The sequence below is a fragment of the Streptomyces daliensis genome (assembly GCF_054782395.1).
Map to the genome: position 1 here is coordinate 68,392 of NZ_BAAGSO010000051.1, position 25,840 is coordinate 94,231.

Below are 25,840 nucleotides of genomic sequence, written 5' to 3' on the forward strand. Positions count from 1 at the left end.
GAGGAGCGCCGGGCCGGGTCTGCCGGGCGTCAGCGCAGCACCTCCAGGAAGACCCAGCCCTTCTCGTCGGTGTAGCACCGGGCGTCCTTGTAGGTGCCGTCAGCCTTGAGCTGCGCCGCCTCGGCCTCGCACTCGGCCAGCGAGCCGTACACAGCGGGGCCGCCACCGACCGGCTCCCAGCCCTCAGCGGCAGCGGAACCGGCGGTCAGCGGGATGGCGACCACGGCGGCGGCCACAGCCAGACCGGCAGCGGCACGGGAACGCCACGACTTCATACGTCCTCCAGATGGTGAGACCAACTTCAGAGCTTCCGCGAACAGCACCCCGGAAAGGTGGGCCCGGCCGGTGAGTCCTCGGCGCCGCCGCGTCTTCCACAGGCTTCGATGCGCGCCCTGCGACGCGAGTTCACGGAGTGACGCTCCTCTCTTACGCCCTCACCAACCGCCCACCGCCCAGCCACACCGCCCTCACTCCCCCTCCTTCGGCGGCTTCGTCCTCTCGGATTCCGTGATCCACAGCGGTTTCCCGTCGCCGCAAGTGACCAGGAGCCCATCGGCCGGTTCAAGGCTGGTGCGCCTCACGCACAGCCAACGGTCGCCGACCCGTGCAACCGGACGATCGGGCGAGCGCATGAAGCGGTGCGTCCTGACCTGGTCATGAATCGTGCGGGCGCTGCCGGACCAGTCGATGAAGGAGAATTCCGGTTCCATGAATCCGGCATAGCTGGCCGCGGAGTCATCCTGTGGCTCACCCGCGTCACCCGCCACTGCTCTGTCCAGTGATGTGCGGAGCAGGTCATAGACCACGGGCATCGCGTCAGTGCAGTAGCTCGCCCAGCTCATATCGTCGGCGAGGGGAATTCCGTCCTGCTGGGCGAGGATATTACCGGTGTCGAAATCATTGTCCATACGGTGCACGGTGATGCCGCTGCGTGAGTCACCATTGCGAATCGCCCACAGCAGGGGTGCTGGACCTCGGTATTTCGGCAGCATTGACACATGAACATTCAGCACACCGAGTGGCGGAATCGCCAAAACGCGGGGCGGGAGCTTCCAGGCGAAGCCGAAGACGATCAGAAGGTCCGGTTGGTAGCTTTCCAGCGCCAGCGCAAGGCCCTCGACGCTCCCCGGAAGCAGCAGATCCATTCCCTCGGGAACAGCATCAAGGATCGACGCCGTCATCTCCCCCGCGTCGTCGAGATTCGGGCCGCCGGAGCGAAGAGAGCGACCGTAGAAATAGGCGATGGGATGGTGGCCGGCGTCCGTGCAAGCCGCATGGATTGTGGAGAACTCGGCGGGACCCGAAGAGATCACACCGATTCGCAGACGGGTTGACATCTCCCTGTTCCTCACGACATGGAGTGGTGGCACTCAACCCGATCATCAGGTCAAGGTGAACTCATCATGGGGCACGCCGAGTTCCCAAGCGGACTCGAATGCCTTTGTGCACAGTTCCGCGACCCGTGGATCGCGGCTCAGTTCGTTGCCGACCCAACCGCCCTCACCAGTGAAGTGGTTGAACAGTACGGTGGCACCGTCGAAGATCCAGCAGTCGTTGCCCGGCAACGCCAGGCCGGAGGCCCGTGTGCGAGGCAGCCAGCGCACTTCTTCTCCGGCCTCGATGTTCTGCGGCGTCCCGTCATGCTCGAACCGAATGTATTCGCTGGCCGGTTCGGAGATGATGCGCGTCCGACGCAGTCGTACCCCGCGTGCCGCGGTGGCCCGCATCAGCTCAAGCCAACCGGCCTTGCTCGCGGCGTCCTCCTCCGGGCCCCACTTCCCAGCCCGCCACTTCTCGATGTCCGCGGCTTCCTCCGCCACCGCATAGTGATCGCGCATTTCCAGATGACAGGCCGATTCGCGGCAGGAGTTAAAAAGCTGGGCCCAGCCTTCCGCGTCAAGAGACTCCATTCACACCATCCTTCGGTACATAGTTGAATAGTGAAGCCGGCACTCGGACGACTGTTTCGCCGCCGGGAATTTTCATTTGTGCCAGATCGACTGGATCGCTGACCTCATACCCTTGCACGAGAAAATCTCCGCTTTCCTCGTCCCTGTACAGCCTCGGCGAACCACCCTGCCCCGTGGTGCCGCCAACGAATTTAATCTTCATGAACGCCTCCCACCGATCCCCCTTGTGAGCCGACTCCATAGTTCAGCAGCATATGCCTCTGTTCGACCCTGACCGCCTCACTGGTTCGGAATCTACCCCCTTGAGAGCCAAATCGTTTCACTTTCTCATCCCTGATGGCAGAAACAGGCCAGGTGGAGACCAGGACAGAGAGGAGTCGAATCTTCGTACCGGCTCGTTCGTACCGGCTCAGGAGGTACTCCATTGACGTCAGGAAGCAGGTGACGAGGATGAGAATGTGACCGAGAGACGGAACGATCCGGGAGAGGAGTCAGCGGCCGGGCCCGAGCCCCCGACAAGAGCGCACAACGATCTCTCGGGGTCGGCAGCTCACGTCGTCCAAGCCGGCGAGATCAGCGGAGGCGTACACCTCCACACCGCCGCACTCAGTGCGACCCCCTGCCCAGCCCAATTGCCCGGTGACGTGCGCGGCTTCGTGAACAGGCGCGATGAGCTGAGGTCACTGGGGATCCTGCTGGAAGGTCCTGCTCACGCCCAGCAGGATTCCGCGGCCTTGCGCATAGCCGTCGTGGTCGGTACGGCTGGAGTGGGCAAGACCTCGCTCGCCATTCGCTGGGCACATCAGGTCAAGGTTCACTTTCCTGATGGGCAGCTGTACGTCAACCTACGCAGTTACGACCCTGGTCCCCCCTTGACCGTCACCGACGTGCTCGGCCGGTTCCTGCGGGCACTGAACGTGCCGAAGGAGCACATCCCCGCTGGTGAGGAGCCGCGCGCGGAGCTGTTCCGGTCGGTGACGGCCGAACGGCATGTGCTCATCGTGCTGGACAACGCGGCCACCGCCGGAGAGGTCCGGCCCCTCCTGCCCGGCTCTGCGAACTGTCTGGTTGCCGTCACGAGTCGTACCCGTATGTCGGGTTTGGTGATTCGGGAAGGTGCACATCGTGTGAACGTGGAAACGCTGTCACAAGACGAATCGATCCAGTTGCTGCGGGCTGTCATCACCGACTACCGCACCGATGACGACGACGCGGATTTGGCCGAACTGGCCCGCCTCTGCGCTCGGCTGCCGCTTGCCCTGCGCATCGTCGCCGAACGCGCCGCAGCACGTCCTCGCATGCCACTGCGCGATCTGATCAGGGACCTGCGCGACGAGTCAGGACTGTGGGACGCGCTGTCGGCGACGGCCGAAACGGCTGGAGGGGAATCCGACGAAGCGGACGCCGTGCGTACGGTGTTCGCGTGGTCCTACCGCGCGCTCACTCCGCAGACCGCTCGGGTGTTCCGGCTGCTGGGGCTGCACCCGGGACCCGAGTTCGGGGTGGCAGCCGCGGCGGCCCTCGCGGCCACCACGCCCACCCGCACCCGCCGTCACCTCGACAGCCTGGCCAGCGCGCATCTGCTGGAGGAGTGCGGTCACGACCGCTACCAGTTCCACGATCTGCTGCGGGCCTACGCCGTCGATCAGGCCCAGCGTGAGGAATCGCCCGAAGACCGGCGTGCTGCTCTGGCACGGGTCCTCGGCTGGTATCTGCACACCGCCGCTTCCGCCGCACGAGCCGGTTCGTGCACGTTCACCATGCCGCTGACGCTCGAACCGCTGGACGACGGGGCCGAGCCCGCTGTCTTCGACGACGGGAAAGCAGCCGTCGCCTGGTACGAGACCGAGCGCGACAATCTCATCGCCTCGGTCCGCAGTGCCGGCGGTGTCGGTCTGAACCGGATCGCCTGGCAGATCCCGGCCGTTCTGACGATGGTCATCGCGGACCGTGAGTCGGCCGACACCTGGCTGCCCGCGCAGGGCGTGGCCCTGGAGTCCGCCCGTCGAGCAGGCGACCGGTACGGAGAGGCGATCACCCTCGACACCCTTGGCATCGCCTACCGGCACCTGTTCCGGCTGGCCGAGGCCGAGGAGAGTTTCGACGCCGCGCTGCGGATCTTCCGAGAACTGGGAAACAGGTTCGGGCAGGCACACGCCGCCAACGGCCTGGGCGTGGCCCACATGTTCGTGCACCGTCTCGACGATGCCGCGTCCTGCTTCGAGCAGGCTCTGGAGCAGGCGCGCGAGCTGGACGACGCCCTCTATACCGGCGCCTTCACACGAAACCTCGGCTGGGCGCTCCTCGAAGGCGGGGACCTCGACCGGGCGGAGGCTCTGCTGAGCCGGTCGGCCGCCATGCTGGCCGACATCGAGGAGCCCTTGGAGCAGGCCGAAGCGCTGACACGGCTGTCGGCCGTGCACCGACGGGCAGGACGTCTCGCCTCAGCGCACCAGACGGCCGAACAGGCACTGTCCATCGCGGGCGAGGCAGACGGCACCCTCTTTGAAGCCCTCGCGCTCCTGGAACTGGGCCACATCGCCCTGGCTCAGGAGAACGGCGCCGAAGCCCTCAGCCACCTCCAGCAGGCCGCTGCCCTGTTCCAGCGCGTCGGCCGCCCCGACCTCCAGGCCGCCGCATGGGACACGACCGGCGAGGCATACCTCCTGCTCGGGCGCGCCGACGACGCGGTCGCGTTCCACCGTCAGGCATCCGCCGCGTTCCGCGGCAAGGATGACCGGTGGTCCCTGGCGCTCTCCCTGGCCCACCTCGCCACAGCGCTGACCCGCAAGGGGGTTCAGGAGGAGGCCAGGGAATGTCGCGGAGAGGCGCTTCGTCTGCTGGCGGAGTTCCCCGACGCGGTGGCACAGGCGAAGCGGTCCGAGGTGGAGGCGGCATCGTCGTAGGGCGCGCCCCCGCCCGCCGATGAACCGGCCACCCGGCCGGTCCCGCACCGCCGCCCGCAGCGCCGCCGCACCCCGCCAGGCCCCGCGAAGCCCCTCGCAAGGGCCTCCCAAGGGCTCCCGCAAGGGCCCCCACCCCCTTAACGCCCCCTCGTGCGGCGTAAACCCGTGCAGCGCCCTTCACAAGTGGGAGTGTGACGCGCAACACTCGCCAGGCGCATGAACGTCGAGCCAGCCAGCCGCCACCACTTCGCGGAGGTGGGCAAGTCATGTCTCCTCACGGTCACAGTCACGGTCCACACAGCACCCCTGACGCCCGAGGCGCGCCCGGAACGTCCCTCTACGACGAACTGACGGCCGCCCAGCGCTGCGTGGACGACCTCGCCCGCAGCATCAGCCGCCTGGAACAGCACATCGGCACAGGCCTGGAGATCCGCCGGGTACGCAGTGACGCGGAGCATCTGCGCGAATCGCTCTCGCTCCTGCGGGCCGCGACGCCCGACGCCGCTCCCGCGCCGCTGACCGAGATGGTGACCATCCCGGACCAGCCGTACGACAGCGGGCTGTGGAACGACGTCGACGACGAGGGGCTCGGCGCCAAGGACCGCCACGCACCCTGATCGTCCCGCGCCCCGGTGGTGAGCGGGCCGCCCACCCCCACCGCCCACCCTCACTGCTCACCGCCCTCACCGCCCTCACCGACGTCGTCGCCTCACCCGGAGAAACCGTTGGCCACTGGCACCGAACCCTCTACCCGAGCGGGCGGCGTGCGCGAGGGAACGCGCGCCGCCATCGCCGAACGGCACCTGCGCAAGGACCGCTGGTGGCTGATGCCCGCCACGACCGCGCTGGGCCTGTTCGCGTTCGTCGTCTACTCGACGTGGCGCGCGTTCGCCAACGCGGACTACTACGCGGCTCCCTACGTCTCGCCGTTCTACTCCCCCTGCCTCGCGGACAACTGCCACGAGATGCGCGCCGGACCCAACTGGGCGCTCCTGGGGGACTGGTGGGGGCTCTCCCCCGCGCTGATCATCCTGATCTTCCCGCTGGGCTTCCGGCTGACCTGCTACTACTACCGCAAGGCGTACTACCGGGGCTTCTGGGCCTCGCCCCCCGCCTGCGCCGTCGCCGAGCCCCACAAGAAGTACACCGGCGAGACCCGCTTCCCGCTCATCCTCCAGAACATCCACCGGTACTTCTTCTACGCGGCCGTCCTCGTCGCGCTGATCCTCACCTGGGACACCCTGCTCGGGTTCCGCAACCCCGAGTACGAGTGGGGCCACATGGGCCTGGGGACCGTGGTCTTCCTGGTCAACATCGTGCTGATCTGGGCGTACACCCTCTCCTGCCACTCCTGCCGCCACATCGTCGGCGGACGGCTCAAGCACTTCTCCAAGCACCCGGTGCGCTACAAGCTCTGGGGCCTGGTCGGGAAGCTGAACGCACGGCACGCGGCGCTCGCCTGGGCCTCGCTGATCAGCGTCGCGCTCGCGGACTTCTACGTCTACCTGCTCGCGACCGGCGCCTTCACCGACCCCCAGCTCTTCTGACGGCCGGACGCCCCACGCGAACAAGACCGCGACACCGTGAAAGATCCGAGAGGGATGCACGAGACATGACGCAAGTCGAACGCCAGCAGTGGGACGTCGTCATCGTCGGCGCGGGCGGCGCCGGGCTGCGCGCGGCGATCGAGGCACGGGAACAGGGACTGCGCACCGCCGTGATCTGCAAGTCCCTCTTCGGCAAGGCCCACACCGTGATGGCGGAGGGCGGCATCGCCGCCAGCATGGGCAACGTCAACGAGGGCGACAACTGGCAGGTCCACTTCCGCGACACCATGCGCGGCGGCAAGTTCCTCAACCACTGGCGCATGGCGGAACTGCACGCCAAGGAGGCGCCGGACCGGGTGTGGGAGCTGGAGACCTGGGGCGCGCTCTTCGACCGTACGGCCGACGGGCGCATCTCCCAGCGCAACTTCGGCGGCCACGAGTACCCGCGCCTCGCGCACGTCGGCGACCGCACCGGACTGGAACTGATCCGCACGCTCCAGCAGAAGACCGTCGCCCTCCAGCAGGAGGACTTCAAGGAGAGCGGCGACTACGAGGCGCGGCTGAAGGTCTTCCAGGAATGCACCGTCACCCGCGTACTCAAGGACGGCGCGGGCCGGGTCGCCGGGGTGTTCTGCTACGAGCGCGAGAGCGGCAGGTTCTTCGTCATCGAGGCCCCCTCCGTGGTGCTGGCCACGGGCGGCATCGGCAAGTCGTTCAAGGTGACGTCCAACTCCTGGGAGTACACGGGCGACGGGCACGCGCTGGCCCTGCTCGCGGGCGCCTCGCTCATCAACATGGAGTTCGTGCAGTTCCACCCGACGGGCATGGTCTGGCCGCCGTCGGTGAAGGGCATCCTCGTCACCGAGTCCGTGCGTGGCGACGGCGGGGTGCTGCGCAACTCCGAGGGCAAGCGGTTCATGTTCGACTACGTGCCCGACGTCTTCAAGGAGAAGTACGCCGAGTCCGAGGCGGAGGGCGACGGCTGGTACGAGGACCCGGACCGCAACCGCCGCCCGCCCGAACTGCTCCCCCGCGACGAGGTGGCCCGCGCCATCAACTCGGAGGTCAAGGCGGGCCGGGGCTCACCGCACGGCGGGGTCTTCCTCGACGTCTCGACGCGGATGCCGGCCGAGGTCATCAAGCGGCGGCTGCCGTCCATGCACCACCAGTTCAAGGAGCTGGCCGACGTGGACATCACCGCCGAACCGATGGAGGTCGGCCCGACCTGCCACTACGTGATGGGCGGCGTCGACGTCGACCCGGACACGGCAGCAGCCGCCGGGGTGCCGGGGCTGTACGCGGCGGGCGAGGTCGCGGGCGGCATGCACGGCTCCAACAGGCTCGGCGGCAACTCGCTCTCCGACCTGCTCGTGTTCGGCCGCCGGGCGGGGCTGCACGCGGCCCAGTACGCGGCCACGCTCCAGGGCGCCGACCGGCCGGGGATCAGCGACGAGCAGATCGACGCTGCGGCGGCCGAGGCCCTGCGCCCCTTCAGCGCCGAGGAGGAGCCCGCGGGCGCCCCCACGGAGCGGGCGGCATCCGCGCCCGCAGCGCCCGCCGCACCGGCGGAGAATCCTTACACCATCCACCAGGAACTCCAGCAGTCCATGAACGACCTGGTCGGCATCATCCGCCGCGAGGAGGAGATGGCCCAGGCCCTGGAGCGGCTGGCGGCCCTGGGCGTACGGGCGCGGCGCGCCGGTGTCGAGGGGCACCGGCAGTTCAACCCGGGCTGGCACCTGGCGATCGACCTGCGCAACATGCTGCTGGTCAGCGAGTGCGTGGCACGCGCCGCGCTGAACCGTACGGAGTCCCGCGGCGGCCACACCCGCGACGACTACCCGGACATGGACCGCGAGTGGCGGCGCGCCAACCTCGTGTGCACGCTCGCCGAGGAGACCGGGGAGCCGGGGGCGCCGGGCGGCGCCGGCGGGCGGATCAGCCTGCGCAGGCGGGAGATGCCGCCGATACGGGCCGATCTGCTGGAGCTCTTCGAGAAGGAGGAGCTGATCAAGTACCTGACGGACGAGGAGCTGACGACCGAGTGAGCGCACCCGAGACAGCACCCGAGGCAACGGACGATCCCCCGGCCACCGGCAGCAGCACCGGCACCGGCACCGGCACCGCGTACGACGCGCACTTCCGCGTCTGGCGCGGCGACATCGAGGGCGGCGAGCTGACGGACTTCACCGTCGAGGTGAACGAGGGCGAGGTCGTCCTCGACATCATCCACAGGATCCAGGCCACCCAGGCCCCCGATCTGGCGGTGCGCTGGAACTGCAAGGCGGGCAAGTGCGGCTCGTGCAGCGCCGAGATCAACGGGCGGCCGAGGCTGCTGTGCATGACCCGGATGTCCGTCTTCTCTCGTACGGACACGATCACCGTCACCCCGCTGCGCGCCTTCCCCGTGGTCCGGGACCTGGTGACCGACGTCGGCTACAACTACGCCAAGGCCCGCGAGGTCCCCGCCTTCGTGCCCCCGGAGGGGCTGGGGCCCGGTGAGTACCGGATGCGGCAGGAGGACGTGGGGCGCTCGCAGGAGTTCCGCAAGTGCATCGAGTGCTTCCTGTGCCAGGACACATGCCACGTGGTGCGGGACCACGAGGAGAACAAGCGCCCCTTCGCGGGCCCGCGCTTCCTGATGCGGGTCGCCGAGCTGGACATGCACCCTCTCGACGCGGCGGAGGACGAGGGCCTGGACCGCAAGAGCGCGGCCCAGGAGGAGCACGGACTCGGCTACTGCAACATCACCAAGTGCTGTACGGAGGTGTGCCCCGAGGGCATCCGCATCACCGACAACGCGCTCATCCCGCTGAAGGAGCGGGCCGCCGACCGCAAGTACGACCCGCTGGTCTGGCTGGGCAACAAGATCCGCCGCCGGACGACGTAGCCCAGACGTAGCCCACGGGGCCGCCGGCCACCGGCCGTACAGCGGCGTCAGAACAGGCTGAGCAGGGCCTCGGCGGGGTCGGTCACCTTCGTCTCCCCGTCGGGGCGCGACAGCTCGAACCACACCGCCTTGCCGCGCGGCGTACGCCTGCTCCCCCACCCTGAGCTGAGCAGCCCGACGAGCTGGAGGCCGCGCCCGCCCTCGTCCGTGTCGTGGGCCCTGCGGCGCCTGGGCTGGACGAGACCGGCGTCCCAGACCTCGCACACGAGCGTGCGGTCGAGCAGCAGCCGCAGCCGGATCTCGCCCTCGCCGTGCCGCAGCGCGTTGGTGACCAGCTCGCTCACCAGCAGCTCCGTCGTGTCCGCCAGATCGCTGAGGTCCCAGGCGGCGAGCTGCTCGCGGGCCAGCTCCCTGGCGCGGGCCACGGAGCGCGGCTCTGACGGCAGGCTCCAGTCGCCGACGGACTCCTCGGGCAGGCCGTGCACCCGCGCCATCAGCAGGGCGATGTCGTCCTCGCCGTGGTGCACGTTGAGTGTGGTGAGCACCCGGTCCGAGACGTTCTCCAGCGGTTCCGTGGCGTCGGTGAGCAGCGCGCGGAAGGCGTCCAAGCCCTCGTCCAGCGGGTGGTCGCGGGACTCGACGAGGCCGTCGGTGTAGAGGGCGAGCATCGCCCCGTCGGGCAGCTCGACCTCGATCTCCTCGAACGGCTCCCCGCCGACACCCAGCGGCACCCCCTTGGGGACCTCCAGCAGCAGCGCGGGCTCGTCCGGCTCGACGAGGATGGGCGGCAGGTGGCCCGCGTTGGCGAAGGTGCAGCGGCGCGAGACGGGGTCGTAGACGGCGTAGATGCACGTGGCGAGGTAGACCTCGGAGAGGTCGGTGCTGCCGCGCCCGCCCCGCTGGGAGCGCGGGGTGCCGCCGAGTCCGCGCGCGATCTCGTCCAGCGCGCCCAGCACTTCGGCGGGTTCCATGTCGGTGAGCGCCAACGTCCGTACCGCCGTGCGCAGTTCGCCCATCGCGACGGCCGCGCGCAGTCCGCGCCCCATGACGTCGCCGACGACGATGGCGGTGCGGTGGCCGGGCAGTTCGATGACGTCGAACCAGTCGCCGCCGACCTCGGTGGCCGGGTTGCCCGGCAGATAGCGGCAGGCGATGTCCAGCCCGGCCGCCTCCGGGTCGCCCGGTGGCAGCAGGCTGCGCTGGAGGATCAGCGCGCGCTCGTGCTCCCTGCGGTAGAGGCGCGCGTTGTCGATGCAGACGGCGGCGCGGGCCGCGAGTTCGGCCGCGAGCGCGGCGTCCCGCTCGCCGAAGGGCTCGCTCCCCTTCGTACGGGAGAACTGCACGAGCCCGAGCACGCGGTCGCGCGCCACCATCGGAACGGCCAGCGTCGACTGGACGATGGTGCCGAACTGCGCCGGCACGGTGCCGTCCTGGCCCGGGATGTGCTGGACGCGGGCTGTGCGCAGGGCGGTGGCGCAGGCGGAGTGGATGGCGTAGCAGTGGCTGGACCCGACGGTGACGGGGCTCGTGCCGTCGGACTCGCTGCCCTTGTCCCCGCCCGCGCGGTGTCCTGAGAGCGGCAGGGGCGCGTCGGACACGGCGCTCGCGAAGGCCACACGGCGCAGTTCGCCGCTGCCGTCGGCGGGTCCCACGGGGCGCGGTTCGTCGCCCGCGAGGACCTCTTGGTAGAGGTCGACGGACGCGAGATCGCAGAACTGGGGGACGGCCACGTCGAGCAGTTCGCGTGCCGTGGTCTCCAGGTCGAGCGAATTACCGATGCGGGCACCCGCCGCGTTGAGGAGCGCGAGCGCGCGACGAACGTCGTCGGGCTTGCCCGCCGCCTCCACTGGGATATCGCTCAACGCCTCCCCTTCCCGTGACCAGTGTGTGCCCCGGTCAGAGCAGTGTCGCAGGCAAACACCATACGGAACACGCTCTTCCCGATCGCTGCACGATTTTCTGTCGGAAGAGACAGAATCCGTGCGGACTCACACCTCTGTGCTTGCCGCTCTGTGCTCGGCCGTCTGTCGTCCCACAGGGGCCGCCCCCTCTCTCCTAACCCGGAGAAGCCCGCCCGAACCTCCCTCCCCGTGTGACCTCAGCCCTTCGGTCAGGGCAGGGCTCAGGGCGAGGCTCAGGGCAGGGGTCTGGGCGGGACTCGGGACAGTGCCTCACGGCAAGGGCTCAGGGCAGGGCGAGTTCGCACCAGACCGTCTTGCCCATCGCCCCGTGCCGCGTCCCCCACCTCCGCGCCTCGCGCGCGACGAGCTGGATCCCCCTGCCGCCCTCGTCCTCCTCCGTCGCGGCCCGCTCCCTCGGCGGGTCGGGCAGCGGATCGGAGACCTCCACCAGGAGCGAGGTGCCGCGTACCATCCGCACGCCGATCGGACCGTGCGCGTAGCGCGCCGAGTTGGTGACCAGCTCGCTCACCAGCAGCACCGCCGTGTCCTCCAGCGCTTCGAGACCCCACTCGCGCAGCGTCTCCCGTACGACCTCGCGCGCCCTGCGTACCGCGTAGCTCTCCGCCGGAAACGTCCAGGACGCTGCGCTCCCTTCGGGGAGGCCGCCGAGCTTCGCCATGAGCAGGGCCACGTCGTCGGCGGAGCCCGCGCCCTCGCGCTGCGCGAAGTCGGCGATCAGCGCCTCGCAGGCGTCCTCCAGGCGGGGCCGCTCCCCCGCGTGGTCCCCTGGCCCGCAGGTGAGCTTGGCGCGGAGGCGGTCGAGGCCCTCGGTGATGTCCTCGTCGCGGTTCTCGATGAGGCCGTCGGTGTAGAGGACGAGCACGCAGCCCTCGTCCAGCTCGGTCTCGACGGACTCGAAGTCCACGCCGCCGACCCCGATCGGCGCGCCCGAGGGCAGCTCCATGACGTGGGCCTCCCAGCCGCCCTCCGCGTCGGGCACGAGCAGCAGCGGCGGCACGTGGCCCGCCTTGCAGAGGGTGCAGCGGCGGGTGGAGGGGTCGTAGACGGCGTAGACGCAGGTGGCGATGAGGGGGTCGTCGGGGTCCTGGGCGATGTCGTCGGCCAGGTCGTTGACGCGGCGGACGAGTTCGTCGGGCGGCAGGTCGAGGCCCGCGAGCGTGCGGACCGCCGTACGCAGCCGTCCCATGGTGGCCGCCGCGCGCAGCCCGTGGCCCATCACGTCGCCGACGACGAGGGCGACGCGGCCTCCGGCGAGCGGGATGACGTCGAACCAGTCGCCGCCGACCTCGGTACCGCTGCTGCCGGGGACGTAGCGGTAGGCCACGCGCACGCCGGGCGGCTCGGGCACCCGCTGGGGCAGCAGGCTGCGCTGGAGCATGAGGGCGCCCTCGCGCTCGCGCGCGTACAGGCGCGCGTTGTCCAGGGAGGTGCCCGCACGGTCGGCCAGCTCCATGGTGAGCGCGAGGTCGTCGCGGTCGAAGGGCTCGCGCTGGCCCGCGCGGCTGATGACGAGCAGGCCGAGCACGATGCCGCGGGCGCGCAGCGGCACGGCCATGAGGGAGTGGATGCCCAGGTCCAGCGCGGCCTGCACCTTGGGGTCCCCCGGATACGTGGCGGCCAGCAGCTCCTCCTGAGAGGCGGCCAGGTGGGGCGTGCCGGTGAGGAGGGCCTGCCCGAAGAAGGAGCCGGGCTGGAAGGCGATGTCCTGGCCGACGCGCAGCATGCGCTCGACGGCGGGCCCGTCATAGCGCGCGGCCACCCCGAGCTGGAGCAGCGGCGTCCCGGCGAGGGGGCCCGAGTCGGGGAGCTCCCCGCCGTGGGCCACGGCGCTCAGGAGCTGGACGCCGGAGTAGTCGGCGAAGCGGGGCACGAGCGCGGAGGCGAGGGCCTGCGAGATGGCCCGGACGTCGAGCAGATCGCCGAGCGCGACGCCCACGTCGTCGAGCAGCGCCAGCCGCTGACGCGCGGCCTCGATCTTCTCCAACGCCTCCTTGCGCTCGGTGATGTCCATGACGGTGCAGCTCACGCCGAGCACCTCGCCGTTGTGGTCGGTGAGCCTGCTGTACGAGACGGAGCGCGCACCCGCGCCGTCGGGCGAGGGCATCACCATGTCCACGACCGAGCGGCCCGTCTCCAGGACGACGGACTGAACCTGCGAGATCTCCTCGGCCATCGCGGCGGGCAGCACCTCGTGGACGGTCTTGCCCAGGTGCTCCTCGGGCGTGGAGTGGTTGAGGCGGGTCAGCGCCTCATTGACGCGGACGAAGCGCTTGTCCCCGTCGAAGAGGGCGATGCCCAGGGGGGAGGAGGCGAAGAGCGCGTCGAGCGCGGCGAGATCGTGCTCGACGGCGCGCAGCCTGCTGGTCTCGACGATGTTGGCGAGGACGAAGGGGTTCCGGTCCGTGTCGTGGAGCGCGGAGGCGCGGCCCTCGACCTCGACGGTGTGGCCCTCGGCGTGCCGGATGTGCAGGATGCCGCGCCAGTGGTGCTCGTGCCGGAGGGTGCGGCGGACGCGGAGGCTGACGTCGCCGTCCTCGATGTACTCCTGGATGGGGCGACCCACGAGCTGGTTGGCCGTCCAGCCGAGGATCTCCTCCGTCATGGGGCTCCACAGCAGGATGCGGCCCTCGCCGTCGAGCATGACGATGCCGACGCGGAGGGTGTCCAGGAGCGGGGAAGCCGCCCGCTCGCCGGCGGGCTCCGCGGGCGCGGGACTCTGCGACGGTGTCTGCGACGGCGCACGCCGACTCCCGGGACGGCCGGTGTCCCCGGTGTCCTCGGAGGGTCCTGTGCTCACGCCGCCCACGTCCCTGATCGGGTAACGGTCTCACCGGGACGTCCCAGCCATGCCGCAGGAACATTCCGGTCAAGATGGACTTACAGCCCGTATACCCGATTCTGCACGCGATCAGCCGCGGCCACCGCTCCCGCGGTCCATACGCTCCACCAGATAGCTGTCAGCGCCGCCGTCCCCGTTCTTCCCGAGACGCTCGGCGACCTGCTGCGCTTCGCTGCGGGTGGCGTAGGTGCCGACGCGGTAGCTGTTGCCGTTGCCGTCCTGGCGTATGACGTGCCAGGGCAGCACGGTGCCGCTGTCGCCGCTCACACTTCGCATATGCCGGAGCTTACGCCCGACCTTCACTCAGCGCATTCGTCTTTGCACAATGGGGCAGCGATTTCGGCCAGACGTTCGCACCGGAACCGTCAGCCGCAGGTCAGGGGGTTCACGGGAGGCCATAGGCGGCTCCGGCTCACTCACTTCACCGGAAGGTGGTACGCGACTCTGAAACGGTCCGCCGGAATGACCACGTCCGCCGTCTCGACGGGACGGCCGCCCGCGAAGAACGTCCGCGTGATGACCATGACCGCGTGCCCCGGCACCCCGCCCAGCTCCACCGTCTCCTCCGCGAGGCCGGGGCGCGCGCCGACCTCCTCCACGACGTTGTCCACGATCACATCGATGGCCGCCATCCGCTCGACCACGCCCTTCCCGCCGAGCGGGCCCTCCTCGGGCAGCATCACGGGGGTGCGGCCCGTGATCGCCAGGGGCTCCCAGGACGTCGACAGCATCGCGGGCTCGCCCTCGACCCGGAACAGATAGCGGGTGCGCATCACCCGCTCCCCCGGCTCGATGCGCAGCCGGTCCGCCGTCGCGGGCGCGGCGTCCTCCTGCTCGCTGCGCGACTCCCAGGTGCCCTTCACCCGCTCGTCGGAGTGCTCCTGACGGAACGGCGTGGAGTCGCCGATGGCGCGATAGCCCGTACGGGAGACGCGGCGCGGGGCCGGCAGCTCGCGCACATACGTCCCCGAACCGGAACGCCCCTCGACCAGCCCCTCGGCCATGAGCACCTTGCGCGCCTCCAGCGCGACGGTGTCCGAGACGCCGTACTCCTCACGGATGCGGGCCTGGGAGGGGAGGCGGGTGTGCGGCGGGAGATCACCGTCGACGATTTTCTGCCGCAGGTCTCCGGCGACACGCAGATACGCGGGCTGCTCACCGAAAGGCACGTGCGCCCTCCCCGTTCCCACCTGAATCGTGCACATGGTTGACAGTGCGCAACAGCTTGGCAACACACGGTTGTTGACCGCAACAAACGGCCAAAGTTTCACCCGATGTGATGAGTTGCTGCTCAGGGCGCACACAGGGCGGTCGCCGGAGCCTCACACTCCCCAGACGAAACGGTTTTTCGGGGCGGCCGGGAAGGGCGGCGGGCCGAGCCGTGACGCGCGTCCACGCATCAGCACCGTCGCCCACGGGGCGGCGGAGAGTAGCGCAGAGACGTCCGTATCCGCACCCAATTCCTGTGATCCGTGGGAAATTCGGCGCTCACGGGGCTTGTGTCACCCCCGGTGCTAGCGTCCGGTGGCCCGAGGGACAGAGAGAACGGAAGCGCTGTGACGGAGACCATTCCAGCCGTCGGTGAGCGGGTGCTGCCGCGCCCCGTGGGCGAGCTGCCGACCCCGGCCCTCGCGACGGCGGTCAAGAACCTCGCGGGCAAGCTGGTCGCGCAGTTCGCCATGGAGGAGGAGGCCGCGTTCGCCTTCGCGCAGGCCGCCGTCGATCCGGCCGCCGCACGCAAGGCGGCCGAGATCCCCGAACGGCTCCCGGTCCCCGGCGGGGTGGTGCTGGCGCTGCGCACCCACGTGTGGGCGCGCCATGTGATGCCCGACCCCCGCAACCCCCGCATCGGGCCCTCGCGCAGGCATCCGGTCTCCGACGTCGTCGGCCTGAGCGAGCAGAACCGCCTGCGCCCGTTACCCGAGCCGAGGGCCTGCCGGGACAGGCGGCCGGGGCTGGTCCAGGAGATCGACAGCCAGGAGCATCTGGTGTGGGCAGCGCAGCAGGCGCGGGCCTGTGTGCTGGAGAAGAACGACTGGCGCGCGTCGATCAGGAACCAGGGCATCATGACCGAGGTCTGGCTCGCGGCGACGACGTTCCGGCACGGCGACGGCACGCCGGACGTGACCGTCCCCGTGACCGCCGAGGGGTCCAGCAGGCTGACGTGCGCCCACGACATCCTCGGCGTCAGATCGGCCGACGTCCCCTACACGCGCGACACCGCCAAGCTGCGCGCCCGGCTCCGCCATCTCAGCGGGCTGCTCGAACAGGCCGGGGAAGCCGATCAGGTGGAGCCCGACGACGCCGAGGCGATGCGGTGCGAGACGCTTCCCGCGCTGCTGCTCGTCGGCTTCGAGCCGCATCCGTCGACGGTCACCGACTTCGACGTGGCGGTCAGGTCACTCGTCGCCCTGCGGCACGTCGACGCCCCGAAGCCCTGGGGGGAGGCGGCGGAGCACGAGGCGCTCGCCGACGCGGTGGTGAACGAGATCGCGCGCCGCGATCTGATCACCTCCGTCTACGCCGAGTGGATCGCGGGCGCGCTCACCCCGGAACAGGCGGAGAGCCACGGCCTCCCCCCGGACAGCACCGCCCGCGCCGCGGCCGTCCTGCGGCTGTTCACCGAGCGGAAGCCCGAGGTCCACCAGGCCGTGCGGGTGGCCATCACCAGCCAGAGCACCCGGAAGAACATCACCACCAAGCTCCTCCTCGACCTCGCCGGGTCCCTCGTCATGCGGTCCGTGCCCGAGGAGGACGCGCGGCGCCGGGAGAGGACGCGCAAGTACCTCAAGACGGCGTTCTCCAACGAACTCGCCAAGCCGTGGGAGGCCACCTTCCGCGACGCGGAGGAGCTGTCGGCCGCCGCGCTCGCCGAGGTCGCGCGGGCGGATCCTGGCCCCGCGACCAGGGAACTCGCGGCGCGCAGCGCCTACCCCCTCGTCGTGCAGGGGCAGTTGTCCGGCGACCGGGGCAGCAAGAACAACGACCAGCCGGACCGCCGTCACCCCGGCGAGGTCATCGACCGGATGCGCGCGACACCGCACGGCATCCACCAGATGAGGCAGGCGCTCGTGGACTTCGCGGCGGGCCGGCGCACCCGCATGGTCGAGGAGGACGGACAACTGAAGCAGAGGCCCGACGGCCGCTTCGTCCTCGCCAAGGACGCCGAACTCCGGCGCGCCTTTCCCCCGGCGGGCGAGGGCCCCTCGCTCGTCGCGGCGCCGCAGAGCCCCGCCGAGCTGCTGGGGAACGCGCTGCACGACCTCGGCCGCTCGGTCCAGCTCGTGCGGCGGTCAGCCATCCCGATTCCGTACGACCGTTACCCCGCTGTGCGGGACATGGTCGGCGGCACCACACCACCACGGATCACGGACGCGGCGTGCCGCGGCCGGAGCCCCGACCTCTTCCACCCCGACGACGCCGTCACCGCGCTGTGCGCGCGGTGCCCCTCCCGCCTCCCCTGCCTCGCGCTGGCCCTGCGGACCGAGGATCCGGAGGCCCGCTCGGGCTGGTACGGCGGCCTCGGGCCCGCCGAGCGCGGTGCCCTCGCTGACAGGCTGGACTGCAAGGCTCCGCCGCCCCCTGACGAGCTGCCCGAGGACGCGGCCACCGCGCTCCGGCTCCGTCGCGCGGGGGCGAGCAACGCGACGATCGCCTCGGCGCTCGGGTGCAGCAGCAGGACCGTGCAACGGCTGCTGCGGGCGGCGGAGCGGTGGGCGGCCGAGCACGAGGAGCGGGGCGGGCGGCCGTGAGGCCCGCCGCACGAGGGCGTACGGGACGCCCTCCTCAGCGCCAGCCGCGCGTCGTCACCTCCGCCTCCGGTCCACAGCGCAGATACGCGCGAAGGGCGCTGTCCGTGCTCGGCACCATGGCGTCCGGGAGGACGCCGGTTCCGGTCCAGCTGACCCGGGAGTGCTTGCGGGGCTCGCGGTTGTGGGGCTCGCCGGTCCATGCGCGGGTGGCGAAGACGACGACCAGGAAGCCGTTGGGCGCCTCGACGCCCCACGCGCCGTGGACGAGATGCGCGACCCGAAGCGACTCGGGCGCCACGGTGACCCCTGTCTCCTCGTACAACTCGCGCACCGCGGTCGCCGTGACGGGCTCGCCGGGTTCGCTCTTGCCGGTGGGCAGGTCCCACAGCCCCGGCGCGAACTTGGCGTGTTCGCCGCGCTGGAGGAGGAGCACGCGGTCCGCGGCCTCGTCGTGCACGATGACGGCCGCGGCCAGCAGCGTCATCGAACTGGCCGCCGGTGGAAGGGCCTGCTGACGGTGGTCGGCCTGCTGGGCCACGGTGTTCCCCTCGTCGCGTCGGACACATCGTCGGACGGACGCCCCCACGCGTGCGAGGCGCCCGATTTGCGTGAAAACTCGACCATGAACCGATTCGGATCATGGCCAGAAACAGTACCGGCCAGCCTGTTTCATCCATGTGAAATACGCGCACTTGACAAAGCATGATCACGAGAAATTGCGTGATAACCGCACGGTGAATACATGGACTTTATCCTTCCACTTCCCCCTTCCTGATATCCACCCCTCTCCTGATTCCAGCCGTAGTTCCAAAGCCTTGTTGCGCGCCTCGTCCGGTTTCCTGTTTGCTGTGCCCTGGGTCGAGCGACTGGTGATCGATGAGAGGAAGGCTGGTTATGCCGACGATCAAGATTAATCCTGCTCGATACAGTCAGTTCGGTCCGGCGGAGGGAAGTATCTTCTGCCTGATTACGAATCGCGAACTGGAGAACGAGCTGGAGATCGTCAAGGAGGCCCCGTACTCCGAATACCGGACGATCTTCATTGGCAAGGGCGATGACTTCGAGGCCATGCTCGCCGACGGAACCATTCCGCAGCGGTCGCATTCCTTGGTCATCTCACCGTACCGATTCTTTGAATCACCCTCGGAAGAAGCCCTCGGCCAGAATCGCAAACTGATGGGGATGGCCTGCAACTCGACACCCGCCGATCTCGGCATCATCCGCCACTTCATCGGCGTCATCGAGAACACCTCCGCCAAGGAGCAGGGCGAGTTCAGTGACCGCTTCTTCGAGCTGGCCGAGTCCACGGACCACCTCGTCTACGTGGACGAGCGGCACGGGACGCGCGCCGTACTCGACCACCTCGCCGACGGCCTGATCTGGAACCAGCAGGCCGGGCCCCTCGAATGGGGCGAGCAGCAGATCGTTCCCTCCGGGGAGATCAGCGTGCTGCCGATGCAGATCGTCGAGTTCGACGAGAAGCTGCACCTTCCGCTCGAAGGCAGCATCGCCTTCCGCGGCTTCCCCATCCTGCACAGCGGCACCCCCTCGTTCATCCGCAAGGACCAGGCCCGCCTCTCCGGCAAACTCGCGGGCCTGGAACACGAGGCGATGGTCTGCGATGTCGCAAAGGGAACGATCACCTCACTGCGTCCCTTCCGGAAGGAGGGCACCGAGGTCGCCAAGGTCTTCGAGGCGATGTTCGAAATCGATTCCCGGTACACACTGGTCTGGGAGATCGGACACGCCCTCAATACCAGCCTGGACATCCTTCCGGGCAACCACGCCATGAACGAGGTGTACGGAGGCGAACGCGGCTGTCTCCACTGGGGACTGGGCCTCACGCCGTTCACCCAATACCACCTCGACATTATCTCGCCCGACACCACCGTCTACACGGAAAGCGGTGAAGTCGTCCTGGGCGACAAAGGCGGCGCTCCCAGCGTTCGTATGGCCGCTGTTGCCTGACCGGCCATGAGCGCATCCCGCGAGCGCGAATTCCATCACGGAAGGAGGTGTCGGCCATGAAGAAGACCATCAAGGTGCGCAAGAACAGCAACTACCTCGGCACGCTGCTTGGCTGAGCCGGTATCCGGGCCGTTTTCCAAGGCCCGCCGCCCGTCGGATCGAGCATCAGTTGGGGGGTGTGCGCCATGAAGAAGACCATCAAGGTCCGTAAGAACAGCAACTACCTCGGCACGCTGCTTGGCTGAGCCGAGTAGCAGACCACCACGCGCGAATCGCTCGAGAGGCATCGCGCCTGGTGCCCCGTAAGTGAGGCGGGCCGAGATGGTAGCTCGGCCCGCCTCGCCGACACACCGGCACAACGATCTGGGAGTGTCACAGTGATTGTCGTCCGTCCAGGGGCCTATCGCCAGTATCCGGCAGGCCATAACCGATTCGCACTCGTTCTGGAGCAGCGGTTCCGCGACCACGTCCGGATCGAGTCCCCGAGCCGCTACGGCGCATGGGACACCGTCACGGCCGAGCCGGGCCGGACCCTGACCGACGTACTGCGCTCCGACGTTCCGCAGGACAGCGACGTCCTCATCGTGGCCCAGGACGACCGGCTGCTGACGGCTCCCGACTCCGAGGTGGGCCCGCGCCGCACCGTAGCCGCCCTGCGCGCGGGCACCGGCCCCCTCGCCCTCGACCAACTGGGCACCCTCCTCACGTCGCTGGAGAAGACCGACCCCGAAGCGCTCGGCCTGGCCGACGCCGCGCTCGGCGACGCCATCGCGACCTCCGGCGGCCTGGTCCTGGAGGAGGCACTGACCGAGTCGGTGGCCAAAATGGCCTTCACCGCACCGGTCCGGTCCCGTACCGGCACCGGCGCCTTCCGGCCCGGCACCGTGCGGAGCGCGCCCGCCGGTCTGCGGGGTCTTGACCTGACGGGCGACGGTGCCGGCGGCACGGACGGCACTGGCAGCACCGCCGTCCCCGTCACCGGTCAGATCGCGGTGAAGGGCTGGCCCGTCGTCCGCGCCCGCGAGCCCCGCCCGGCCGCCTGCCAGGAGCTGTTCGAGAAGCTCACCGGGCTCTCGCACTACCCGCTCGTGCTCACCGTCGAGGACGGCACGGTGACCGACATGAAGGCGACCGAGCCGGGCACCGCGACCGCGGCCACAGCCCTGGCGCGGCTCTTCGCCGACGACCGGGGCCACGCCGAGGTCACCGGGCTCGAATTCGGCCTCAACCCGGCCGCCCCGCAGCTTCCCTTCAACTCGGAGTCCAACGCCGCCAGTACGGGCAGGGCCGCGGTCTCCGTCCACCTGGTGCTCGGCGAGCTGCCGCGCACCGCGTTCCAGCTCGTCCTGGACTGCGCCACCAGCTCCCTCACCGGGCTCGGCGGCACCGCCCCCCTGGCCGGAGCGGGCACGGCCCCCGCAGGCCAGCAGCCCCGCCGCCGGATGAACCGCGTCACCGCGGCCAACTGCGGCTGCCACTGACATGACCGCCCCGGACTCGACGGATACCGCAGGCGCCCCCACGAAAGCCCCGGCTACGACCCCGGAGACGGTCTCGGAGAAGCGCCCGGCCACCCCGCTGTGGGAGCGGCGCTTCCGCGCCCCGCGCCACACCCTCCCCGCCTGGGCCAAGAGTTCCCCGGAGCGCTGCGTGTTCGTCAGCGACCGCTCCGGAAACGCCCAGGTCTACTGCTGGGACCGCGCGGCGGGCACCTTGCGGCAGGTCACGGAGCGCCCCTCCGGCGCCCAGCACTGCGCCATCGAGGCGTCCGGCGAGGCCGTGTGGTGGTTCGCCGACACCGACGGCGACGAACGCGGCCAGTGGATGCGGCAGCCGTTCTCCGGCGGCCCCGACGAACCCGCCGTACGGGACCTGGACCCGTACTGGCCCGCGGGGCTCGCTCTCGGCCTCCGCGGCCACAACCTGCTCGGCCACTCCACCGAGCACGGCACCGACGTCTCCCTCGTCCTGCACAGCGGCGTGGCCCGGCGCCTCTACCGGCACGACGAGCCCGCGTACGCCGTCGACCTCTCCCGCGACCTCTCCCTCGCCGTCATCGCGCACAGCGAGCGCGGCGACCTGTGGGATCCGGGCGTGCGCGTCCTGACGACGGAAGGCCGTGACGTCGCCGAATTCGAAGGCGAGGCCGTCGGCTTCTCCCCCGTCCCCGGCGACAACCGGCTGCTGGTCCTGGAGCCGCGCGAGGACCGCTGGGAGCCCGTCATCCACGATCCGCGCACCGGCGAGCGCGTCGGCCTCGACCTGGAGCTGCCGGGCGAGACCTCCGTCGAGTGGTCGCAGGACGCCGCGTCCCTGCTCGTCGTGCACGACCACCAGGCCCGCTCGGAAGCCTTCCGCTACGACCTGGCGGCGCGCGAGCTGACCCGGCTGAAGATCCCCGACGGCACCATCGAGCACGCCCGCACCCGGCCTGGCGGCGAGGTGTGGTTCCAGTGGTCCGACTCCGCGCACCCGCCCGTCTTCCGGGCCCTCGACAGCGACCCCCGGTTCCCCGCCACCGCCACCGCCAGCGCGCCGCGCACCGGGCTCGCCGACGACATGTGGGTCGACGGGCCGGGCGGCCGCGTCCACGCCCTGCTGAGCCTGCCCCGCGCGGGTGCGAAGGCGGGCACGAACGCGGGTACGAACGCGGGTGCGAAGCCGCATCCCGCCGTCTTCCTGCTGCACGGCGGGCCCGACGAACACGACCGCGACGCCTTCGATCCTGAGGTCGCGGCCTGGACGGACGAGGGGTTCGCCGTCATACGCGTCAACTACCGCGGCTCGACGGGCTACGGGCGGGCGTGGACGGAGGCCCTGCGGCGCCGGGTCGGTCACACCGAGCTGGAGGACGTCACGGCGGTACGGGACTGGGCCGTCGGGCAGGGGATCGTCGACCCCGCGCGCCTCGTGCTGGCGGGCTGGTCCTGGGGCGGCTATCTGACGCTGCTCGGGCTCGGCACCCGGCCCGGCGACTGGGCCCTCGGGCTGGCCGGTGCCCCCGTCGCCGACTGCGCCGCGGCGCACGAGCAGGCCATGGACGACATCAAGGCGCTCGACCGGAGCCTCTTCGGCGGCACGCCGGAGGAGGTTCCCGAGCGCTACCGCGACGCCTCGCCCGCCACGTACGCGGACGCCGTTCGCGCGCCGGTCCTCATCTGCGCTGGCGTCAACGACGCGCGCTGCCCCGTCGACCAGGCCCGCGCCTACGCCGAGCGCCTCGAAGCGCGCGGTGTGCCCGTCGCGTTCCACACCATGGAGATGGGGCACAGCGTGACGGACGTGGCGGAGCGGGTCGCGGTGTTCCGCCGTCAGCTTCAGTTCACGCGCACGCATCTCGACGCCGTACGGAGGCAGTCATGAGCACGACCGGGACCGTGACCGTGACCTGTCGGTGCGCCCCGGGGGACGCCCGCGGGGACGAGACCGTCGTGCACCGCCCGCGACGGCTCCGCGACCTGCTGCTGCGACGGCACGTCCTGGCCTGACCGGGGCTCGTCGAACGGGCAGGCAGGGGCAGGTCCGGTTCTCGTTCCGGGGCCTACTCCAGGGCCCCGCCCACCCGGGCCATGTGCGCGCGGAAGGTGTACGACGGGTCTTCGCGCCGCCGCTCCCTGAACTCCGCCCAGCGGAGCTGCTCGCGCAGGCCCACTCCGCCGAGCGCCTTCTCGGCCTGCCGCTGTTCGGCCGCGACGATGCTCCGGGCGACCTCTACGACCTCCGCGTGGACCTTCGCGGGGACGAGGACCAGGCCGTCGGAGTCGCCGACCGCGACGTCGCCCGTCTCGAACGGAAAGGGCGGTTCCGAGGCCGCGTCGGTACCGGCATCCGCATCCGCATCCGCGTCCGCGTCCGTACCGTCGTCGGCCTCCGGGAGCGGGCGCGGGGCGGGCGACGACGGGCACGGCCCCAGGCTGAACACCGGCAGTCTGATGACGGCCAGTTCGTCGGTGTCACGGTGGCAGCCCCACACCACCAGGCCCGCCATTCCGGCCAGGCGCGCCTCGATCGCGACGAGGTCGCCGACGCACGCCTCGTCCGTGCGCGCCTCGTTGTCGATGAACAGCACGTCACCCTCGCGTGCCTCGTCCAGTCCCGCCAGGATCGAGGCGACGCCCTCGGTGTGCCGGATCCGGCGCACCGGACCGGTGAGCCTCATGCCCGGCGCGGCGGGGCGCAGGGGCAACGGCGGCAGGGTGAGCCGGTGCCCCAGCCGGATGCCCGCGTCCCACAGTGCCGCCGTGGGCCACATCTGCCCGTCGACCTGATCCACGCTCATCGTCATCGTCAAGACTCCGCTCATCCCGCGATCAGCCGGGTCACGGCGGCTGCCGCCGCGCCCAGGAACACTACGAGCAGGGTGGGCCAGTTGCGCCAGACTCCGAACGCGCCGACGGCCAGGCCCACCACGCGCGCGTCGACCGTCAACGCCTGACCGCTGGCGAAGATCTGGGTGGAGATCAGTGCCGCCAGCAGTGTCGGTGCCATCAGGGCGACGACCCGCCGCATGCTGTCCGGCAGCTCCTGTCCGCCCAGCAGCACGGGTCCGGTGGCCTTCAGTGCCATCGACACGGCACCCACGAGGAGCACCGCGAGCCATACTCCGCTCAGCATTCCGCTCATTCCGCTCATCACTTCCTCAGCCCCAGCAGGCAGACGACGGTGGACGCGATCAACGGCACGCCCGGTGAGGCGACCGGCGTGAGCGACAGCGCGACGGCGACGCCGAGGATCGCGCACACCAGCGCGCGGCGGTCGGTGATCTGCGCCTTGAGCAGGGCCAGGAAGAGGACGGGCGACACCACGTCGAGCCCGAAGCGCAGCGGGTCCCCGAGGTACTGCGCCCCCAGCACGCCGACGGCCGTACCGCCGACCCAGGCGCAGTACACCACCACGCCCGCGCCCAGCAGCCTGCCGCGCGAGTAGCGGCCACCACCCAGATGTCCGACGGCCCAGGACTCGTCCACCACGAGCTGCGCGGAGAAGAACCGCTTGAGCGCGTTGCCCGTCATCGCCGGGGCGACACTGATCCCGATCGGCAGATAGCGGGAGTTGAGCAGCACGGCGGCCACGATGGCCGCGGCGATGCCGCCACCCGTGCCCACGACGGACGCGGCGGCGAACTGGGCCGACCCGGCGAACGTCGTCAGGGACATCGCGATGGGCGCCATGATCCCCATGTCGGCGGCCCGCGCCACCACACCGAAGGACACGGCGAACCCGAACACGGCGATGGCCAGCGGGACCGCCATCCGCAGTCCGCGCAGCCACTCCTCTTTGAAGCCGGCCGGGGAGTAATACTCTTCAGAAGTGGTGGCGGAAGCGGGTAATGCCTCTTGGGAGTCCATCGACCCTCCGTTCCTGAGCCGGTCCATTGCGACAGATAGTACGGAGCCATGATGCGATTTACTAGTTACTCCGAGGATCCGGTGACATGGGCTGAGGACCTGGTGAACACGTACAACGTGGTCCGCGGGAAAGAGAAGTTGCCGGATTCGGCCACACTGGCCGAACTGCTCGTCACACATGGAATCCGGATCACGGATGTGCCCTCGGGCAAGGAGCTGGAGAAGGCCCGTACGCTGCGGACGGCACTGCGGGAGGTCTTCGGCGCCCCCGACGAGGAGACCGCCGTCGCCCTCCTCAACCGCGTCCTGGCCGCGCACGGAGCGCTGCCGCACTTCACCAACCACGACGGCGAATGGCACCTCCACGTCACGGACCCGGAGGCCCCGCCCGTCGACCAGTACGCGGTGAACGCCGCCATGGGCCTCCTCGGCGTCATCACCACGACGGGGATGAGCCGCCTGCACGTCTGCGACGGCAACCGCTGCGAAGAGGTCTTCGTCGACGTCTCCCGCAACCAGTCCCGCCGCTATTGCAGCCCCCAGATCTGCGGCAACCGCGCGAGCGCGGCGGCGCACAGGGCGCGGCGGAAGCTGGACGCACGTCCCGGATCATGAGGGTCCGGGCCGCTCAGGACCTCGCAGCCGGAAGTCGCGTCCTCTGCCGCCGCAATGGCGTAGTTCCGGTAGGCCGCTGGCGAGGTTTCCGCTGTGCGGCTCCTTTTCCAGCGACCCCCGGCCCGAACCCGCCGTGCACCCTT

At 70.2% G+C, this 25,840-nt stretch carries 23 protein-coding genes; 11 read left to right on the top strand and 12 right to left on the bottom strand.

The window, feature by feature from the left end:
- Positions 1-29: 29 nt before the first annotated feature.
- The 4 genes from ACYVOO_RS10725 to ACYVOO_RS10740 form a co-directional block, all read right to left on the bottom strand.
- Complete coding sequence (locus tag ACYVOO_RS10725; RefSeq protein ID WP_453350445.1) at positions 30-275, bottom strand: hypothetical protein; 246 nt, start codon at positions 273-275, stop codon at positions 30-32.
- Positions 276-467: 192 nt separating this feature from the next.
- A complete protein-coding gene (locus ACYVOO_RS10730) occupies positions 468-1,337 on the bottom strand; it encodes a methionyl-tRNA formyltransferase (protein WP_461015416.1) in 870 nt (289 codons plus the stop codon).
- Between the two features lie 45 nt (positions 1,338-1,382).
- Entirely contained in the window at positions 1,383-1,910 is a 528-nt protein-coding gene (locus ACYVOO_RS10735) for a DUF6879 family protein (protein ID WP_461015417.1), read from the bottom strand.
- Positions 1,897-2,112 (bottom strand): hypothetical protein, encoded by a 216-nt coding sequence (locus ACYVOO_RS10740; RefSeq protein ID WP_461015418.1) that lies wholly within the window; start codon positions 2,110-2,112, stop codon positions 1,897-1,899. Before ACYVOO_RS10740 ends, ACYVOO_RS10735 begins: the two co-directional genes overlap by 14 nt.
- Positions 2,113-2,566: 454 nt before the next feature.
- Here ACYVOO_RS10740 and ACYVOO_RS10745 point away from each other — a divergent pair, with 454 nt between their 5' ends.
- The 5 genes from ACYVOO_RS10745 to ACYVOO_RS10765 all read left to right on the top strand — a co-directional run bounded on the left by ACYVOO_RS10745 (position 2,567) and on the right by ACYVOO_RS10765 (position 9,253).
- Positions 2,567-4,816 (top strand): ATP-binding protein, encoded by a 2,250-nt coding sequence (locus ACYVOO_RS10745; RefSeq protein ID WP_461015419.1) that lies wholly within the window; start codon positions 2,567-2,569, stop codon positions 4,814-4,816.
- Positions 4,817-5,082: 266 nt separating this feature from the next.
- Positions 5,083-5,433 carry a hypothetical protein gene (locus ACYVOO_RS10750; protein WP_461015420.1) on the top strand — a complete coding sequence of 117 codons (351 nt, stop codon included), beginning with the start codon at positions 5,083-5,085 and terminating at the stop codon, positions 5,431-5,433.
- Positions 5,434-5,541: 108 nt separating this feature from the next.
- Positions 5,542-6,363, top strand: a complete 822-nt coding sequence (locus ACYVOO_RS10755; RefSeq protein ID WP_461015421.1) for a hypothetical protein — start codon at positions 5,542-5,544, stop codon at positions 6,361-6,363.
- Positions 6,364-6,428: 65 nt separating this feature from the next.
- Positions 6,429-8,411: a fumarate reductase/succinate dehydrogenase flavoprotein subunit gene (locus ACYVOO_RS10760; RefSeq protein ID WP_461015422.1), complete on the top strand. Its 1,983-nt coding sequence runs from the start codon at positions 6,429-6,431 to the stop codon at positions 8,409-8,411.
- Complete coding sequence (locus ACYVOO_RS10765; protein ID WP_461015423.1) at positions 8,408-9,253, top strand: succinate dehydrogenase/fumarate reductase iron-sulfur subunit; 846 nt, start codon at positions 8,408-8,410, stop codon at positions 9,251-9,253. Before ACYVOO_RS10760 ends, ACYVOO_RS10765 begins: the two co-directional genes overlap by 4 nt.
- Positions 9,254-9,300: 47 nt before the next feature.
- Here the strand turns inward: ACYVOO_RS10765 and ACYVOO_RS10770 are convergent, their stop codons facing one another.
- From ACYVOO_RS10770 to ACYVOO_RS10785, 4 genes are all read right to left on the bottom strand, one after another.
- Positions 9,301-11,115 carry a SpoIIE family protein phosphatase gene (locus tag ACYVOO_RS10770; protein WP_461015424.1) on the bottom strand — a complete coding sequence of 605 codons (1,815 nt, stop codon included), beginning with the start codon at positions 11,113-11,115 and terminating at the stop codon, positions 9,301-9,303.
- Between the two features lie 322 nt (positions 11,116-11,437).
- Positions 11,438-13,972, bottom strand: a complete 2,535-nt coding sequence (locus ACYVOO_RS10775; RefSeq protein ID WP_461015425.1) for a SpoIIE family protein phosphatase — start codon at positions 13,970-13,972, stop codon at positions 11,438-11,440.
- A 111-nt stretch (positions 13,973-14,083) separates the two neighbouring features.
- Complete coding sequence (locus ACYVOO_RS10780) at positions 14,084-14,290, bottom strand: SPOR domain-containing protein (protein ID WP_461015426.1); 207 nt, start codon at positions 14,288-14,290, stop codon at positions 14,084-14,086.
- Positions 14,291-14,430: 140 nt separating this feature from the next.
- Positions 14,431-15,183, bottom strand: coding sequence for a GntR family transcriptional regulator (locus ACYVOO_RS10785; protein WP_461015427.1), 753 nt, complete (start codon positions 15,181-15,183; stop codon positions 14,431-14,433).
- A 387-nt stretch (positions 15,184-15,570) separates the two neighbouring features.
- Here ACYVOO_RS10785 and ACYVOO_RS10790 point away from each other — a divergent pair, with 387 nt between their 5' ends.
- The gene (locus tag ACYVOO_RS10790) at positions 15,571-17,766 is read left to right on the top strand and encodes a WhiB family transcriptional regulator (RefSeq protein ID WP_461015428.1); all 2,196 of its coding nucleotides are present in this window, start codon (positions 15,571-15,573) and stop codon (positions 17,764-17,766) included.
- A gap of 34 nt (positions 17,767-17,800) precedes the next feature.
- On the opposite strand, the gene ACYVOO_RS10795 is transcribed toward ACYVOO_RS10790, so the two are convergent.
- On the bottom strand, positions 17,801-18,304 hold the full coding sequence (locus ACYVOO_RS10795; RefSeq protein ID WP_461015429.1) for an NUDIX domain-containing protein: 504 nt from the start codon (positions 18,302-18,304) through the stop codon (positions 17,801-17,803).
- Between the two features lie 356 nt (positions 18,305-18,660).
- Here ACYVOO_RS10795 and ACYVOO_RS10800 point away from each other — a divergent pair, with 356 nt between their 5' ends.
- The 4 genes from ACYVOO_RS10800 (at position 18,661) to ACYVOO_RS10815 (ending at position 23,222) form a co-directional block, all read left to right on the top strand.
- A complete protein-coding gene (locus tag ACYVOO_RS10800) occupies positions 18,661-19,734 on the top strand; it encodes a hypothetical protein (protein ID WP_461015430.1) in 1,074 nt (357 codons plus the stop codon).
- Between the two features lie 377 nt (positions 19,735-20,111).
- On the top strand, positions 20,112-21,215 hold the full coding sequence (locus ACYVOO_RS10805) for a hypothetical protein (RefSeq protein ID WP_461015431.1): 1,104 nt from the start codon (positions 20,112-20,114) through the stop codon (positions 21,213-21,215).
- Between the two features lies 1 nt (position 21,216).
- On the top strand, positions 21,217-23,097 hold the full coding sequence (locus ACYVOO_RS10810) for a S9 family peptidase (protein WP_461015432.1): 1,881 nt from the start codon (positions 21,217-21,219) through the stop codon (positions 23,095-23,097).
- On the top strand, positions 23,094-23,222 hold the full coding sequence (locus tag ACYVOO_RS10815; protein WP_461015433.1) for a hypothetical protein: 129 nt from the start codon (positions 23,094-23,096) through the stop codon (positions 23,220-23,222). The genes ACYVOO_RS10810 and ACYVOO_RS10815 overlap by 4 nt, the downstream gene beginning before the upstream one ends.
- Positions 23,223-23,275: 53 nt before the next feature.
- Here ACYVOO_RS10815 and ACYVOO_RS10820 read toward each other — a convergent pair whose 3' ends face one another.
- From ACYVOO_RS10820 to ACYVOO_RS10830, 3 genes are read right to left on the bottom strand one after another with little or no spacing between them, the layout of a single operon-like run.
- A complete protein-coding gene (locus ACYVOO_RS10820; protein WP_461015434.1) occupies positions 23,276-24,019 on the bottom strand; it encodes an RraA family protein in 744 nt (247 codons plus the stop codon).
- Between the two features lie 14 nt (positions 24,020-24,033).
- A complete protein-coding gene (locus ACYVOO_RS10825; protein WP_461015435.1) occupies positions 24,034-24,357 on the bottom strand; it encodes an AzlD domain-containing protein in 324 nt (107 codons plus the stop codon).
- Positions 24,358-24,365: 8 nt separating this feature from the next.
- A complete protein-coding gene (locus ACYVOO_RS10830) occupies positions 24,366-25,082 on the bottom strand; it encodes an AzlC family ABC transporter permease (protein WP_461015436.1) in 717 nt (238 codons plus the stop codon).
- Positions 25,083-25,163: 81 nt separating this feature from the next.
- Here ACYVOO_RS10830 and ACYVOO_RS10835 point away from each other — a divergent pair, with 81 nt between their 5' ends.
- A complete protein-coding gene (locus tag ACYVOO_RS10835) occupies positions 25,164-25,697 on the top strand; it encodes a CGNR zinc finger domain-containing protein (RefSeq protein ID WP_461015437.1) in 534 nt (177 codons plus the stop codon).
- Positions 25,698-25,840 lie beyond the last annotated feature (143 nt).